The organism is Gluconobacter japonicus (assembly GCF_015244665.1).
In the GTDB taxonomy this organism is placed as follows: domain Bacteria; phylum Pseudomonadota; class Alphaproteobacteria; order Acetobacterales; family Acetobacteraceae; genus Gluconobacter; species Gluconobacter japonicus.
On the sequence record NZ_JABCQN010000001.1, the window covers coordinates 152,769 to 167,743 of the forward strand.

General features: G+C 56.8%; 12 protein-coding genes. 6 read left to right on the forward strand and 6 right to left on the reverse strand.

Translation table 11 applies throughout. The features are described from left to right. Positions 1–165 precede the first annotated feature (165 nt). Positions 166–1,092 (forward strand): lysophospholipid acyltransferase family protein, encoded by a 927-nt coding sequence (locus HKD32_RS00650; RefSeq protein ID WP_061932868.1) that lies wholly within the window; start codon positions 166–168, stop codon positions 1,090–1,092. A 38-nt stretch (positions 1,093–1,130) separates the two neighbouring features. Here HKD32_RS00650 and HKD32_RS00655 read toward each other — a convergent pair whose 3' ends face one another. From HKD32_RS00655 to HKD32_RS00665, 3 genes are all read right to left on the reverse strand, one after another. Continuing rightward, a complete protein-coding gene (locus HKD32_RS00655; protein ID WP_061932865.1) occupies positions 1,131–2,309 on the reverse strand; it encodes a nucleoside hydrolase in 1,179 nt (392 codons plus the stop codon). A 139-nt stretch (positions 2,310–2,448) separates the two neighbouring features. Continuing rightward, positions 2,449–3,540 carry a glycosyltransferase family 61 protein gene (locus HKD32_RS00660; RefSeq protein ID WP_061932863.1) on the reverse strand — a complete coding sequence of 364 codons (1,092 nt, stop codon included), beginning with the start codon at positions 3,538–3,540 and terminating at the stop codon, positions 2,449–2,451. Positions 3,541–3,623: 83 nt separating this feature from the next. Continuing rightward, positions 3,624–4,100, reverse strand: coding sequence for an Lrp/AsnC family transcriptional regulator (locus HKD32_RS00665; protein WP_061932861.1), 477 nt, complete (start codon positions 4,098–4,100; stop codon positions 3,624–3,626). A gap of 143 nt (positions 4,101–4,243) precedes the next feature. Here HKD32_RS00665 and HKD32_RS00670 point away from each other — a divergent pair, with 143 nt between their 5' ends. Next, positions 4,244–5,260: a 1-aminocyclopropane-1-carboxylate deaminase gene (locus HKD32_RS00670; protein WP_061932859.1), complete on the forward strand. Its 1,017-nt coding sequence runs from the start codon at positions 4,244–4,246 to the stop codon at positions 5,258–5,260. A gap of 69 nt (positions 5,261–5,329) precedes the next feature. Here HKD32_RS00670 and HKD32_RS00675 read toward each other — a convergent pair whose 3' ends face one another. From HKD32_RS00675 to HKD32_RS00685, 3 genes are read right to left on the reverse strand one after another with little or no spacing between them, the layout of a single operon-like run. Further along, positions 5,330–7,642 carry a xanthine dehydrogenase family protein molybdopterin-binding subunit gene (locus tag HKD32_RS00675; protein WP_194257338.1) on the reverse strand — a complete coding sequence of 771 codons (2,313 nt, stop codon included), beginning with the start codon at positions 7,640–7,642 and terminating at the stop codon, positions 5,330–5,332. Beyond that, on the reverse strand, positions 7,635–8,111 hold the full coding sequence (locus tag HKD32_RS00680; protein WP_061932855.1) for a (2Fe-2S)-binding protein: 477 nt from the start codon (positions 8,109–8,111) through the stop codon (positions 7,635–7,637). The genes HKD32_RS00675 and HKD32_RS00680 overlap by 8 nt, the downstream gene beginning before the upstream one ends. 26 nt (positions 8,112–8,137) lie before the next feature. Continuing rightward, positions 8,138–9,472, reverse strand: a complete 1,335-nt coding sequence (locus tag HKD32_RS00685; RefSeq protein ID WP_061932853.1) for a c-type cytochrome — start codon at positions 9,470–9,472, stop codon at positions 8,138–8,140. Between the two features lie 427 nt (positions 9,473–9,899). Here HKD32_RS00685 and HKD32_RS00690 point away from each other — a divergent pair, with 427 nt between their 5' ends. The 4 genes from HKD32_RS00690 (at position 9,900) to HKD32_RS00705 (ending at position 14,886) form a co-directional block, all read left to right on the forward strand. After that, complete coding sequence (locus HKD32_RS00690) at positions 9,900–10,922, forward strand: FecCD family ABC transporter permease (protein ID WP_061932851.1); 1,023 nt, start codon at positions 9,900–9,902, stop codon at positions 10,920–10,922. Then, entirely contained in the window at positions 10,919–11,701 is a 783-nt protein-coding gene (locus tag HKD32_RS00695; protein ID WP_061932849.1) for an ABC transporter ATP-binding protein, read from the forward strand. The genes HKD32_RS00690 and HKD32_RS00695 overlap by 4 nt, the downstream gene beginning before the upstream one ends. Continuing rightward, on the forward strand, positions 11,698–12,654 hold the full coding sequence (locus HKD32_RS00700; protein WP_194257339.1) for an ABC transporter substrate-binding protein: 957 nt from the start codon (positions 11,698–11,700) through the stop codon (positions 12,652–12,654). Before HKD32_RS00695 ends, HKD32_RS00700 begins: the two co-directional genes overlap by 4 nt. 84 nt (positions 12,655–12,738) lie before the next feature. Continuing rightward, positions 12,739–14,886 carry a beta-N-acetylhexosaminidase gene (locus HKD32_RS00705; RefSeq protein WP_194257340.1) on the forward strand — a complete coding sequence of 716 codons (2,148 nt, stop codon included), beginning with the start codon at positions 12,739–12,741 and terminating at the stop codon, positions 14,884–14,886. The last annotated feature ends 89 nt before the right edge of the window (positions 14,887–14,975 follow it).

The window sequence follows — 14,975 nt, forward strand, 5'->3', positions numbered from 1 at the left end:
AGGATCTTTTAAAAGTAATTTCAGGAATAATTTCATATCCTTAAAAACAAATTATGTTTTTATATGTCTGTATTGTTTCTTGATAAGTATATTCCAGGTATATCCGTATTCTTTAGATACAAATCATAAATTGATTATCTCTTTTTCTGTGACGATGATCTGCCTATGGCCTTTATCGTCTCGGCTCTGCATCGCCTTTCCTATCACCTTCAATCCGCCGCGCTGGGGAGTGTGATCGGCATCCTGCGTGGTGTCGGTCCAAAGCGTGCGTCTGACGCCGGCGGCTGGCTAATGCGCAGGGTGGGAATGAAACTCTCCGCTACCCGTATCGCCGATCAGAACCTGCAACAGGCTCTTCCTGGTCTCGCCGCGGATGCACGACAGCAGATCATTCGGGATGTCTGGACCAATCTGGGGAGAAACGTCACGGAACTGCCTCATCTGGCGTCGTTTGCGCGCAGTGAGGTTGGACCGGGTTGGGAAATCGAGGGCGAAGAGCATATTGTTGCTCTTCAGGCTCAAGGAGCACAGGCTCTTTTCTTTTCCGGCCATCTGGGAAACTGGGAACTGATCCTGCCGATCGCGACCAGCCTGGGTATGCCGGTTGCTGGTTTTTATCGGGCTTCGTCCAATCTGGCTGTTGAAAGCGCGACGCAAAAAATGCGCCAGAAGGCCCTTGGTTCGACTGGTACGATGTTTCCCAAAGGCCCTAAGGGTGCCCGGCAGGCTCTGACCCATTTACAGAATGGCGGATCACTGGGTTTCCTGGTGGACCAGAAGATGAATGATGGGCTCGCCATCCCGTTTTTGGGGCGTGACGCGATGACGGCTCCGGCTGTGGCGCAACTGGCTCTGCGTTTTAACCTTCCAATCATTCCCGTGTACATTGTCCGTCTGGGAGAAGGGCGGTTCCGCATGGTGTGTGAAGCACCGTTACAGGCTGTGCGCACGGGTGATCGTCATGCGGATATCCGGTCTATTTGTGTTGCCATGAACGAGACGCTTGAGCGTTGGGTCCGGGAACGACCCGGAGCATGGCTCTGGCTGCATCGGCGGTGGCCGAAGGAGCCGGTAGCTCTTCCGGCCGTATGAAAAAAGCCCCGCTATGTTGTGCAGCGGGGCTTCGTCGCTCAGGGCAGAGGGCGACCGCTGACCGGGGCCTGCGGGCTGCCGATCAGATCAAGGATCTGCTTCTCAAGTTTCGGGACATTGACGCGTAAAACAACTTCGTTCTTGCGTTCACCCAGACCTGGTTCATAACCCGGCGTCCAGGAGACAACGTCTCCATAGCCCGGACCGAACTGGCTGTTCACATCGACGAACAGTTCCTGTTTCTCCGTAATGATGCTCGGGTCCAGCCAGACGGAAGCTGCGATCTCATCCCAGAGCGGGAAGCCGCTCAGATGCCACTTCATGACATGTCCGATGGGCGTTCCGGTTGCTTCCAGCTTCTTCAGAAATTCTGGCGTCAGTTCCGTATCCGTTGAAGGGTCGGCCGGAACCATCACGATGTGCTTCCACGGTGCGCGAAGAGCAGCGCTTGCGCTTTCCGGATCCAGACGGAAGTTGAACTCACGGCGGGGACTGTTCAGGAATTCACGCGCGAACTGATGCGCCACAACACCGGGCCGTGTCTGGCGCGGGTTCAGACCACCGCCCATGTAGACGAGTTCTTTCGCGAGCCCGGCGAATTCCGGATCGAGCGTCTGCGCCAATGCAATATTGGTCATTGGCCCCGTTGCGATGATGCTGACCTGCCCTGGATACTGATGAACCATACGGATCAGGAAATCAGCCGCACGCTCGTTTTCCGGCTTCTTGACCGGGTTGCCATAGGGCAGATCCGGCACAACGTCGGGGCCATGATAATAGGGCAGGGGTTGCTCGGTCTTCTCGACCCATTTCTTCATCCAGACGCCCTTCCAGATCAGCTTGCCATAAAGGGCTTCCCAGCGATCTGTGAGCTTTTCGGAGTTCAGGAACGGGTATGTCGCGCCGGGAACGACAGGGATGTCTGCCCTGCCTGCCACTTCCACACCACGAAGCGCATCATTCGTCGCTTCTTTCTGCCAGACGTCTCCCGTGACGGTCGTGATGCCAAGCACGCGCACGTTGGGCGCCTTGATGATCATCCACTGGGCAATACTAAAACCGTCATCATCAAAAATGACGAGACGCGGATCAGCCTTGGCCTGCGTTGCTCCGGCGAGAAAAGTGCCAACGGTCAGGCTGAGAGCCAGGGTTTTGCAAAACTGTTTGCGTATCTTTGTGAAACGTTCCGCTTTGCGGACGATTGAAAGGAGAGGCATGGGAGACTGTGTCCATGGCTGTTGGCAGAGAACCGCGAGACCATACCTCAATGAAAGGGTTTGCACATCGCGAAGCAGCCGTTCGCAGCTCTTTGGAATAATTATATTTCAGGACGGCGGATACGCGTTTTGCGAATGCTTACGGAATGAGAGCGTCAATTTTCTGGAGGAAAGCCTGAAGATCTTCTTCAGAACATCCAATCAGGAACTCGTTTTTTTCAGGGGTGGGCCACGCGCAGCCTTTGGTCACATAGACATTCTGATGGCCCATCAGATACCCGATGTTCAACTGAACGGCGTTCCAGAAGCCAAGACATCCGACGACAGTGCCAGGACCGGAAAACAGCGTGCTGTGCATGCCTGACCCATGTTCCCCGATAACCGCTGCTGCGTCGGAAAAAATTTCGATCTGCTCTTCAAGGGAGAGCTTTTCGGGGTGGATAATTTCATAGCCGCGTTCTGCCGCCATGGATTCAAAAGCTGCACGGTTGGGGAATGGCCGATTGCCATGTGAGAAGTCTGACCGGGACACCAAAATCTTTCGGGATTTCTTTTCAGTACCGATGTTCGGTTTCAGGGAATTGTAAAAATCCCTGACGAAACTGTGGAAGGAAAATTCTCCCGTGTAGCAATATGATGGAAGAATGGCCTCTCTGCACAGAACGATATCGGAGCCGGGATTATATCCGATGATAGTGTCTCTGTTGACACCGCACGCCAGAGCCAGAAAGCGGTAAATCCATTCGGGTGATGAATGCGGAAGAAGGATTTTCAGGTCCGCAAAATGCTCTCCCTTCACGGCTTTTACGACGCCGAACCGGGGTAGATAATCAATCAGCCAGTGCCCCCAGATCTCAAAAGAAATCCCATCGGCGACAATGACTGGCTCTTCGATAACGATCTTATTTTTGGAAGACTGTAAAAAATAGTCTTCTTCAGGCGGAATTGTGCGTTGATTGTCCTGCCCTGTGGCACAGTCATAGACCAGATGCGTGTTGATAATTGTACTGCCCGGGCGCGTCACAATAAGGTCTTTGACGGTATAAAAACCAACGGGGTTAAGATCTTTGGTCGGTCTTTTCCAATGGTACTCGTGAACCCACCCCCGATGATCCGTCAGTTCCCAGATTTTGAAAGGTCCAACGGATTTTTCGGCTGGTCTGCATTCCTGAAAGTCTGAAATCCCGCAATCGGCAGTTTTCGTTCCTTGGGACAGATCGGAAAATCTCATGACGTCAGGACCTTTGATTTTACTGTATCGCGAACAATAGAAGCCTTTCCGGATCTGTTCCAGACGTTGGAATGTTTTGAGCTTTAGAAAGCCAGCGGTGCGTTGTCTTTCACTTCCTTGATAACGAAAAACGTCCTGGCCTGACGAACACCGGGGAAAGCGATCAGCTTTTCGGCATGAAGGCGGTTGAAATCCGCCATGTCATCCACGCGGATTTTGAGAAGATAATCAAAATCGCCCGCTACCAGATGACAGTCCAGCACCATGGGCATGTTTTTCACGGCGGCTTCCAGCTCTGCAAAACTCTCTGGCGTGGAGCGGTCCAGCACAACGCCGACGAGCGCAATGGTGCCAAGCCCGACCTTCACCGGATCAATGTCCGCCCGAACGCCACGGATATAACCTTCCTGAAACAGTCGCTGCGTTCTGCGATGACAGGTCGCGGCACTGACATTCACACGCTCTGCGAGTTCGGCATTGGACATGCGACCGTTTCCCTGCAGAAGCTGAAGAATCCTGCGGTCAATGGCATCGAGATCAGAGGCGGAAGACTCTTTCATAAAGATCCTGAAAATTAATAATATCTTCGATAAAAATCGAGATTGATGAGTTTTCAGAAGAAAATATAGATCAAATTAGAAAGCACCTTCGGGATAAAATTCATTACGCCTCATGGCCTGTCATTCTTCCAAGGGCACAGACCATGAAGCTGGAAAAATTCGAGCGTTATCCCCTGACATTCGGCAAGACCGCCATTGAGCATCTGCCTCGGCTAAGTGAAGCGCTGGGTGGCAAGGTACAGATCTACGCCAAGCGTGAAGACTGTAATTCCGGCATGGCGCTGGGCGGGAACAAACTCCGCAAGCTGGAATATATCGTGCCGGACATTCTAGCCTCTGGCGCTGATACGCTAGTCTCCATCGGCGGTGTGCAGTCCAACCATACCCGCATGGTCGCAGCGACAGCCGCCAAGCTGGGCATGAAATGCGTCGTCGTGCAGGAGAAATGGGTACCGCATTACGACGCCGTTTATGACCGTGTCGGCAATATCCTCATGACGCGCCTCATGGGGGCTGAGTCCCGCATTGTTGAAGATGGTTTTGACATCGGTATCCGCCAGAGCTGGGAAGATGCCATTCAGTCCGTGAAGGATTCTGGCGGAAAGCCCTATGCCATTCCAGCCGGTGCGTCGGTTCATCAATATGGCGGCGTCGGTTACGCTGCTTTTGCGGAAGAAGTCGCGGAACAGGAAAAGGAACTCGGTTTTACGTTCGATTACATTATCGTCTGTGTCGTGACGGGGTCGACGCAGGCGGGAATGATCGTGGGGTTTGCGGCGCAGGACCGTGCAGATCGGGTCATTGGTATTGATGCTTCCGGAACGCCCGAGCAGACGCGCGAGCAGGTGCGGGAGATTGTGGATCGTACGGCGGATCTGGTGGAACTGGGTCGGACAGTGCGGGACGAGGAGATCGTGATCCTCGAAGACTACGCCTATCCCGCCTATGGCGTCCCCTCCGAAGAGACGAACGAAGCCATCAGGCTGGCTGCTCGCACAGAAGCCATGATGACCGACCCTGTTTATGAAGGGAAATCCATGCAGGGCCTGATTGATCTGACCAAGAAGGGGTATTTTCCAGATGGGTCAAAGGTTCTGTACGTTCATCTGGGCGGCGCACCGGCCCTGAACGGTTACAGCTATTATTACCGGAACGGCTGAGGCAGCCATAAAAAACGCCGCGTCCTGAGTGGGCGCGGCGTTTCTGTTTTCCGACGATAGGGCCGGGCTTTAGCTGTTGTGACCGTTCAGTTCACGCAGCACGTCCGCCGGACGCATCGGAAGGTGACGCAGGCGCACACCGACGGCATTGAACACGGCATTGCCGATGGCAGGGGCAACAACCGTCACACCCGGTTCACCAAGACCCGTAGGTTTCTCGGTGTTCTGAACGAACTCGATGTCCATCTCCGGCACGTCTGGAAGACGGACCGGCGTGTAGGTGTTGAGGTTGCTGTCCTTGATCGTGCCATTGACGATTTCGGTGCCTTCAAACAGAGCCATGCTCAGACCCCACAGAGCCGCACCCTCGGTCTGTGCCAGTGCGCCGCCCGGATCAACGATCGTGCCCGCATCCAGCACCAGCCAGAGCTTCTGGCAGGTAATCACGCCGGTCTTGCGATCAACGTGAACCTGAGCCGCACCAGCCGTCCAGGTCGGCATACCGCGTTCCTGACCAAAGCTGGTCGCGATGCCGATGGCCGTGTCTGCCGGAAGCTGCGTCTTGCCGTAGTTGATCTTCTCGGCGAGGCGCTGAAGAGCAGCAGCCTGACGCTTGGCCCCGCCGACGGCATTTGGCGCATCGCCCGCGTTACGGCCTGTGCCCGTGAACATGGACAGGCGGAACTCCAGCGGGTCCTGCTTGGTCTGATGAGCAACTTCATCAAGGAAGGACTCAAGCGCCCATGGCGTCCAGCCCGCAGATACGGAACGGAGCCAACCGGGACGGAAGGTCTTGTTGGCCAGGTCGTTCGTGATGGCGCGAACTCGGGTCGGGCCGGTTTCATACCAGTGGTCCGCGCCAGCAATGGCGAACTGATCGTAAGACTTACCGTCTTCGCCCTTTGCCATGAAAGCAGGGGCCATGATGAGCGTCGGCCAGCCTGCGGTCGCGGCATAGTCCATCGCCGTGATCTTCTTCTGGTCTGCGTCGAGGGCGACGCGGATCGTCTGAAGGGACGGGGAGCGGATGGAGTCAAACGCCATATCGTCAGAGCGCGTCAGGATCAGCTTGACGGGGGCGCCACCAATCTCTTTGGACGCCAGCGCCGCCGGGATCGAGTAGTCGCCATTCAGACGACGACCAAATCCGCCACCGAGCAGATAGGTCCGCATGACGATCTGCTCTTCCGGCACCTGAAGCGCCTTGGAAAGCTGCGGCAGAACAAGGGACTGCCACTGGTTGCCGGTATGGATTTCCCACATGCCGTCAACATGACGGGCCACGGCATTGACCGGCTCAAGCTGGTAATGCGCAACGGAGGCACAGGTATAGCTGCGTTCGAAGCTGTGTGCCGGATGGGCCAGAGCTTCATCCACGCCCTTGTCGTTGAAGACGCGCGCCCCTGTGTTCGGGTCTGCAATCAGCTTGCGGCCGTGTTCGATAATGTCTGCTTCCGAGACATTGATCGTCGGGCCGGGATTCCACTGAACCTTCAGAACGTCCGCAGCCTTGATGGCGGCCGGATAGGTCTTGGCCAGAGCCACAACCCAGCCCGGCACGATACCGGACGGATCATCCAGAACAACATAGCGAAGGAAGCCGGGGATTTTCTTGGCTTCGCTGTCATCGACTGACTGCACCTTAGCGGCATAACGCGTTGGCGGCATCTTGGGACGGCCATAGACCATCCCTTCGAGCTTCACGTCGATGCCGTAGATGGCCTTGCCCGTCGTCTTGTCTGGAATATCCAGAGCGGGAACCGGCTTGCTGATCAGGCGGCGCTCGCTGGCAGGCTTGAGTGGCAGCTTGGCCATCTCATCCGCCGTGAAGCTCCTCGTCGGCTTGGCTTTCGAGACGATCTCGCCGTAGGAAACGCTCTTGCCGCCAGCCGTGACAGTGCTGTTGCGGGCAACGCATTTGTCTGGCGTGGTGCCGAGCAGCTTTGCGCCTTCTTCCAGCATGATCGTGCGGGCAGCGGCGCCGGCCTGACGGAACGTGTCCCACGTATCCCAGACAGACCAGGAGCCGCCGGTCACGAACTTGCCAGCCCATTTCGGAGCGGTGTCCACTTCCGTGATCTTGATGTGATCCCAGTCGGCTTCCATTTCGTCCGCAATGATGCGGGCGAGGGCGGTTCCGACGTGCTGACCCATCTCGGCACGGACGACATTGACGTTGATGGAGCCGTCCGGCGCGATGGCGCACCACATGTTGGGCTCAAATGCGGCTTCTGGCGGCATGGCAGACGGATAGGTCTGGGACGCTTCGGCCTGGCGGGCGAAGCCGAACATCAGACCGGCCCCGGCGGCCGTCATTAGGAAGCTGCGGCGTGAAAGACGGGCTTTGTCCGACTTGCGGGCAATCTGCTCGATTTTAGCCATTGTTGGCGCCTCCCTGCTGTGCGGCAGCCGCTTCCTTAATGGCCTTGCGAATGCGGATATAGGTCATGCAGCGGCAAAGGCTGCCCCCCATGACACCGTCAATCTCGGCATCCGTTGGGTTGGGGTAGTCTTTCAGAAGGCTCGCAGCCTGCATGATCTGGCCGGACTGGCAGTAGCCGCATTGCGGCACCTGCTGGTCACGCCAGGCGACCTGCACGACGTGATTACCTTCCGGGTCGAGGCCTTCAATCGTTGTGATCGAAGCGCCTTCGATGGAAGACAGGGCCGTGATGCAGGAGCGCGTGGCACGCCCACCCACATGCACGGTGCAGGCACCGCATTCACCGATACCGCAACCGAACTTGGTGCCGGTCAGGTTCAGTTCGTCACGCAGGACCCACAGCAGGGGGGTGTCATCCGGTGCATCGACCGAAACGGGTTGTCCGTTGAGTTCAAATTTCGTCGTCATCTTCGTGTTTCCCTGTCCTGCCCGGATCAGTGCGAGGCGTTAACGGGCGGTGCGGACAGTGTGGCGCGGGCTTCCGCGGCCTTCTTTTCCAGATCCGTCCAGGGGGGGAGGGTGGTGCGGGTGCGGCGCAGATACGCGGCAATGCGGGCCATGTCATGGTCCGAAAGGGCCGTGTAGAAGCTTGGCATGGCGATGTTGTCCTGGCCTTCGGCAGCACCGATGCCATGCAACATCACCTGGAAGAGATTGTTTGGCTCATCCAGCCACAGCGCATTGTTCAGAGCCAGTTCCGGGCGACCGGAAACAGGCTTCGGGCCGGAATTGTAATGGCAGGCGCCACAGGCACCCTGATAGAGGCGGGCATCCGCATCGAGCGTCTGCGGACCGACCAGATCCTTGCCAGACATCTGCATGGCACGGGCAATCGCAGCTTCATCACCGTGAGCGCGCTGATCAGCTTTGGCGATGTCAGCATAATAATGAGCGATGGCGTGCACATCTTCTTCCGGAATTTTGGACAGGAAGCGATGCGGCACGGGAGACATCGGGCCAGCAGCAGAGCCATGCAGCGGGGCCACACCAAAGCGCAGATACTGGAAGAATTCATCTTCCGTCCAAACGACCGGCGTTGGGTTGTGGTCGTTCAGCGGCGGCGCAATCCAGCCATCAATGACGGCACCGTCATAGGCATGGCTCGTCTTTTCCGCACCGAGAAGGTTACGTGGCGTATGGCAGGCGCCGCAATGGGCATTGCCTTCAGCCAGATAGGCGCCGCGGTTCCACTGTGCATCATGCTTCGGGTCGTTCTGGTAGCGACCCGGCGTGAAGAACAGGAGCTTCCAGAAACCCTGACCGATCAGACGGATGTTGATCGGGAAGGGGACCGTGTTGTCACGCGGTTTCAGATGCACGGCCGGACGGGTCATCAGATACGCATACAGGTCCGAGACGTCCTGATCGTTGACCTTTGTGAAGTGGTCGAACGGGAAGGCCGGATAAAGCTGCGAGCCATCGCGGGCAATGCCCTTGTTCATGGCGCGCTTGAACGCTTCCAGGGACCAGTTACCAATGCCCCATTCCGGGTCAGGCGTGATGTTGGAGGAGAAGATGTCACCGAACGGGGTGGCCATCTTGAAATCACCAGCCAGTTCGGGGCCGGGCTTGCCATCCACGCGGGTGTGACACTCCGCGCAGTATCCGCCAGCCGCGACGATTTCGCCACGCTTGATGGCGTCTGCGGAAAAGGACGATGCGGAAGGGGGCGAGATGGGGGAAATTGCCGGATACCACGCATAAGCGAGGAACCCGAGACCGCCCACCGCACCGAGGCCCACAATACTGGCGGCTATCCGTTTGAGCATTCTTGTACTGTCCCGGCACTGTTTTCAGAACTGCCGTCCACGTTGTGACGGATGATTGCCCCTCAATATGGCACGCGTCACAGAAATGGAAGATTGAGATAACTCAAAATTCATCTGGATTGATGTTGTCATGCAGTTTTCATGGAGGAGGGGCTTCAATGTCACACATATTCAAAAATCTTTCAGTCAAATCCATGCAGGGATGCGTCAATATTCAGATTTATAAATAGGTATTTTATTGGTCCTATATGGTTCCATCACTGTTCTGGCACTCTGAAAAAACGATTCGTTCTGGATGAATATTCTGTCACCGAGTGCCAAAAAGAAGATATGTTTCAATTTTGGTTTAGAGTCCTGTCGCAGGGAGAAGAGGCCGGCCCAGTTTCCGATCCCCCCTGACAAGGGGTAGGATGGGGAGATATCTCGCGTGAAAGGGCGCCTCATTTCCATTCGTCCGGCCTTTATTCGCAGTCTTTCGATCGCAGTGCTTGTTCTGGCAGTCCTGTTGGGCTTGTGCTGGGGACGGTATCCCCTGTCTCCCACGCGGGTGGCGGTTGTTCTCGGCAGACTGCTGCATGTGTGTGGCGGGTCTGACCCGATTGCAGATGCTGTCATCTGGCAGGTACGCCTTCCGCGTGTTCTGGCCGGACTTCTGGTTGGGAGTGCTTTGTCCTGCGGTGGGGCGACGTTCCAGGCCGTTTTACGAAATCCGCTCGTCTCGCCGGATATTCTTGGTGTTTTGAGTGGATCGGCGTTTGGGGCTGCTCTGGTGATCGTAATGGGCGGTTCTCCTGTTCTGATTCAGCTTGGGGCATTCTGTGGTGGCCTGGCAGCGGTGAGTGCCGGTCTCTCCATTTCCCGCTTGTTGCCGCAAGGGGGGCTGCTGACTCTGTTAATGGGTGGCTTGATCGCCAATGCAGTCTTCACCGCTCTGCTGTCACTTGTGAAATATACGGCTGATCCGATGGACCAGTTGCCTGCTGTTGTGAACTGGCTTCTGGGCACGTTGTCCCAGACGGGCTGGAGGGAACTCTCCTGGCTGACAGTCCCGGTTCTTGCTCTGGTCACGGTCCTGATTCTTTTGTCTCCGTTGCTGGATGTTCTGTCTCTGGGGGATGACGAGGCTCGAAGTCTGGGTGTGTCCGTTCAGGTCATGCGCCCAATGATCATCCTGCTGGCAACGCTTGTCTGTGCCATGACGATTTCCATGGCGGGGATTATCGGCTGGGTTGGACTTCTGGTGCCGCATGTGGCGCGCATGCTTGCAGGCGCGGAGCATCGGAACATGATGCCGGTCTGTGCTTTGCTTGGCGCAACGGGAGTCATTCTGGCGGATACTGTCGCCCGTTCCCTAACATCCGGAGAAGTGCCGCTCGGGATCATGACTGAGCTTTTCGGTGCTCTGGCCTTTGTTCTGGTGCTGCGGCGCCTGCGGGGAGAGGGTGTATGACGGGCGCGTTTTTGTCCTGCAAAGCGATTACGCTGAAACGTCTCGGACGCCCGGCTGTGCTTGACGGAATTACGCTGACGTTTCGTCGTGGAGAACTGGTTGGACTGCTGGGCCTGAATGGCGCGGGGAAAAGTACGCTTCTGCGTATTCTGATGGGATTACTGAAGCCGACATCCGGTACGGTTCATCTGGAGGGGGAGCTGCTATCGTCTTTTCGTTCAACGGATGTGGCGCGGCGACTGGCGTATGTGCCGCAGGGCCATGCGGTGGTTTTTCCCTACACGGTGCGGCGGATGGTTGAGCTTGGACGTGTTCCGCATCACGGCATTGCCGGACGGTTGGGGCCAGACGATCAGCGGAAAGTCGATGCTGCGCTGGAGCGGCTGGGCCTATGTGCCTTGGCGGATCGACCGGTGACGGAGCTGTCTGGCGGAGAACGGCAGCGCGTTGTTCTGGCGCGGGCTTTGGCGCAGGAAGCCGTCGGGCTGCTGCTTGATGAGCCGATGACAGGTCTGGATTATGGTCATCAGGTCAGGTTGATGGGATTGCTGGCAGAGTTGGCGTCAGAGGGACATCTCGTTTTTCTGACATCGCATCGGCCGGAAGAGTTTTTTTCGTCCGGAAGTCGGGCGCTTGTTCTGGATCAGGGCCATATCGTTGCGGATGGTCCACCAGAGCAGATTGTGACGGCAGAACGGATGTCCCGCCTTTACGGTGTGCCGCTGGCGCAGATCGATCATGCCGGGAAACGGTTTTTCCACCATGAGGAGAATACATGATGACACTGTCTCGACTGTTCGGGGGGCTTCTGAGCCTCTCCCTCATGGCGACAACCGCTTACGCGGCCCCCCCGACACGGATTGTGGAAGGATGGTACGCGCATAATGCGACGCTCATCATGCTGGGGGCGCAGGATCATATCGTGGCAACCGTGGCCAAGCCCTCGATCATGCCCTGGATGTTTAAACTGGTGCCGTCCCTCTCAAAGGCCCAACCCCTGGAGCCCGGCAATCTGAACGGTGAAGAGCTGCTGCGTCTTGATCCAGATCTGGTGTTCGTGACGGCATCCGGGCATTCGGCTGATGCGCTTGCAAAGGTGGGGCTGCATGTCGTGTCTGAAGGGTTTGATCGTTTCGTCGGTCTTCTGGAATGTGTGGACGGAACGGCGACCCTGCTTCAGACGCCTCTGGCCACCAAGCGGGCGCAGGCTTATCGCGTTGCATTTCTGAAAGCAGTCTCGCAGGCTGCCACCAATCCGCAAGGCCCACGCGTTCTCCATATTGAATCGCTCAAACCGCTGCGTGTGGATGGCGATCAGAGCATTATCGACCAGTGGATCCGGTCTGCGGGAGGCCGGAATGCCGCTATGGGCGTTCATGGAAACAAGCAGCCGGTCTCTGTGGAGCAGATCCTGTCCTGGAATCCGGACATTATTATAGTTGGTGCCAATGCGGGTGATCCGGCGCAGCTTGCTAGTGATGGCGTGTGGTCCCAGCTTGCAGCCGTGAAGGCGGGGCGTGTCTATCGCAATCCGGCCGGAATTTTTCCGTGGGACCGGTATAGCCCTGAACTGCTTCTGCAGGTCGATTGGGCGCGGCAGATTGTTCAGACCGGCCATGTAGACGAGGTCGGCATGATTGCGAAAATGCAGGACTTTTACCGTCAGTTCTATGGCATCACGCTTCGTGCTGAAGATGCAAAACGGATGCTTGCAGCCCTGCCGCCGGAATGAAAACGGTAAAAAACACTCAAAAAGATTGCTGATTCGATCAGAATCGTTTCAGATATTGATTCGAAACTGCAAGGAAACTCTCGGATGACCCGGACCTCCTCTTTCCCTAACAGCTCTTTTTGGAAAAAAGCATGTCTGGGTGCTGTTCTCCTGGCTGGTACAGCCTTTGGCGGAATGGCGCAGGCGGCACCCGTGCTGATGCCGGTCCCTCAGACCGTTTCAGCGTCCAATGGCGTCAGCGCTCTTTCGGGAGGCGTTCGGATCGTCTGGGATACGCAGGCTTCTCCGCTTCTGCAACGCGCGGCAGCCCGCTTCACGACGCGTCTTGAGGCTCTCGCCGGGCCTGCGGGGCAGGGGAAGCCTTATGTGCTGCATATCAGCGCAGGGCATGATCCCGCCTATCTCACCACGTCGACCAAAGAGCATTATGCTCTGATCACGTCCGCGGATGGAGCGCATCTTGAGGCCGATGGCCCGGCGGGTGTCGTTTATGGACTGGCGACATTCCTTCAGCTTGTTCACAAGACGGCTGATGGCGCGGTCGTAGAGCGGTTGCATATTGATGATGCTCCCCGTTTTGCATGGCGTGGTTTGCTTCTGGATGTGTCCCGTCATTTTGCGTCGGTCGAAGCCGTCAAGCGCCAGCTTGATGCCATGGAGCTTCTGAAGCTCAATGTTCTGCACTGGCATCTGAATGACGGTACCGGCTTCCGCGTGGAGAGCCATGTTTTCCCGAAGCTGACCAGTGTTGGGTCTCACGGGCAGTATTATACGCAAGCTCAGATCCGGGACGTCGTGGCATATGCTGCGGATCGCGGGATCCGCATTGTTCCTGAGTTTGATGTTCCCGGTCACGCGCTGGCTGTTCTGCAAGCCTACCCGGAACTGGCGGCTCAGCCGCTGCCGGACGTCAACGCTGTGGGTGAGAACCTGAACAATCCGGCAATGGACCCGACCAATCCCAAGACGCTGAAATTCATCCGCGCGCTCTATGCGGAAATGGAGACGCTTTTCCCGGATCATTATTTCCATTCGGGCGGCGACGAAGTGCTCGGCACGCAATGGACGAATAATCCGAAGATCGCGGCCTACATGAAGGCGCACGGCTATGCGGATGCGCCGGCTCTTCAGGCCGCGTTCACGGCGCAGGTTGAGAAGATCCTGTCCAGCCAGGGGCGTGTCATGATGGGCTGGGATGAGGTCAGCGAAGCGCCGATCCCAAAGAATGTTGTTGTTGAGGGTTGGCGCGGCTCCAAATGGACGGGGTCTGCCACGCAGGCTGGTCATCCAGTTGTGGTGTCTTCAGGCTATTACCTGGATCTGCTGACGCCATCGCGCACGCATTATGCTGTCGATCCCTATGATACGAAGGCGAATGGTATTACGCCAGCAGAGGTGGAGGAGACGCATCCTCACATCACTCCGCTGATGGACGCTTTCCTCCAGGACCCGAACGCAGCTCCGCTGACCGATGAGCAGAAGAAGCTGGTTCTCGGTGCAGAAGGCGCCTTGTGGACGGAAATTGTTTCCGAAAACATGCTGGACGCCCGTCTGTGGCCTCGGACTGCTGCTCTGGCGGAGCGGTTCTGGTCTCCTGAGAGCGTGCGGGATGTGGATGATCTGGAGCGTCGTCTGCCTGTCATCATGGGGGAGCTTCAGGCAACCGGTCTACAAGCCACGCAGCATGAGAATGGTCTGAAAGAAGCGCTGGCTCCAGGGCATACTGGTCCGCTTTCCACTTTTCTGGAAACAGTTGTTCCGGTGCGGAACTATGCTCTGAACCGTCTGGCCTCCAAAAGTGGGGATGCCATGCTGTCGGCTCCGGTGGCGATTGCCGATCCGGATGCGTTTGAAGCCACGCGTTTCAACAACATGGTCAAGCGGTATCTGGCCGGTGAGAAAAGCCTGAAAGCCCCCTTGAAGGCGATGCTGACGGCATGGTCCTCTAATGACGAAGCTTTTTCCGCCATCGCCAAGGATGTGCCCGTCCTTGAGGAAGTGACGCCTGTGTCTCATACGGTTGCAGCGCTTTCCAATGCGGGACTGAATGTTCTGAACGGCGCTTCAGGAACAGCCTGGCGTCTGGATGCGCAGCATCTGATCGCGGCGCAGGATGAGTTCTTCCACAATTCGTCGAATCATATCCTGTCCTTGAAGCGTGAGCAGCCACCGGGTGGTCTGTTGATTGCCATTCTGCCGGGCATCAAAGCGCTCGTCGAAAGCAAGAACTAACAGTGTTGGTCATGCCCCGCTTTTCAAAGCGGGGCATAATTTTTGCGTCTTATTCGTTTCGACCGTAAACTTACAATGCAGGCCCGAGG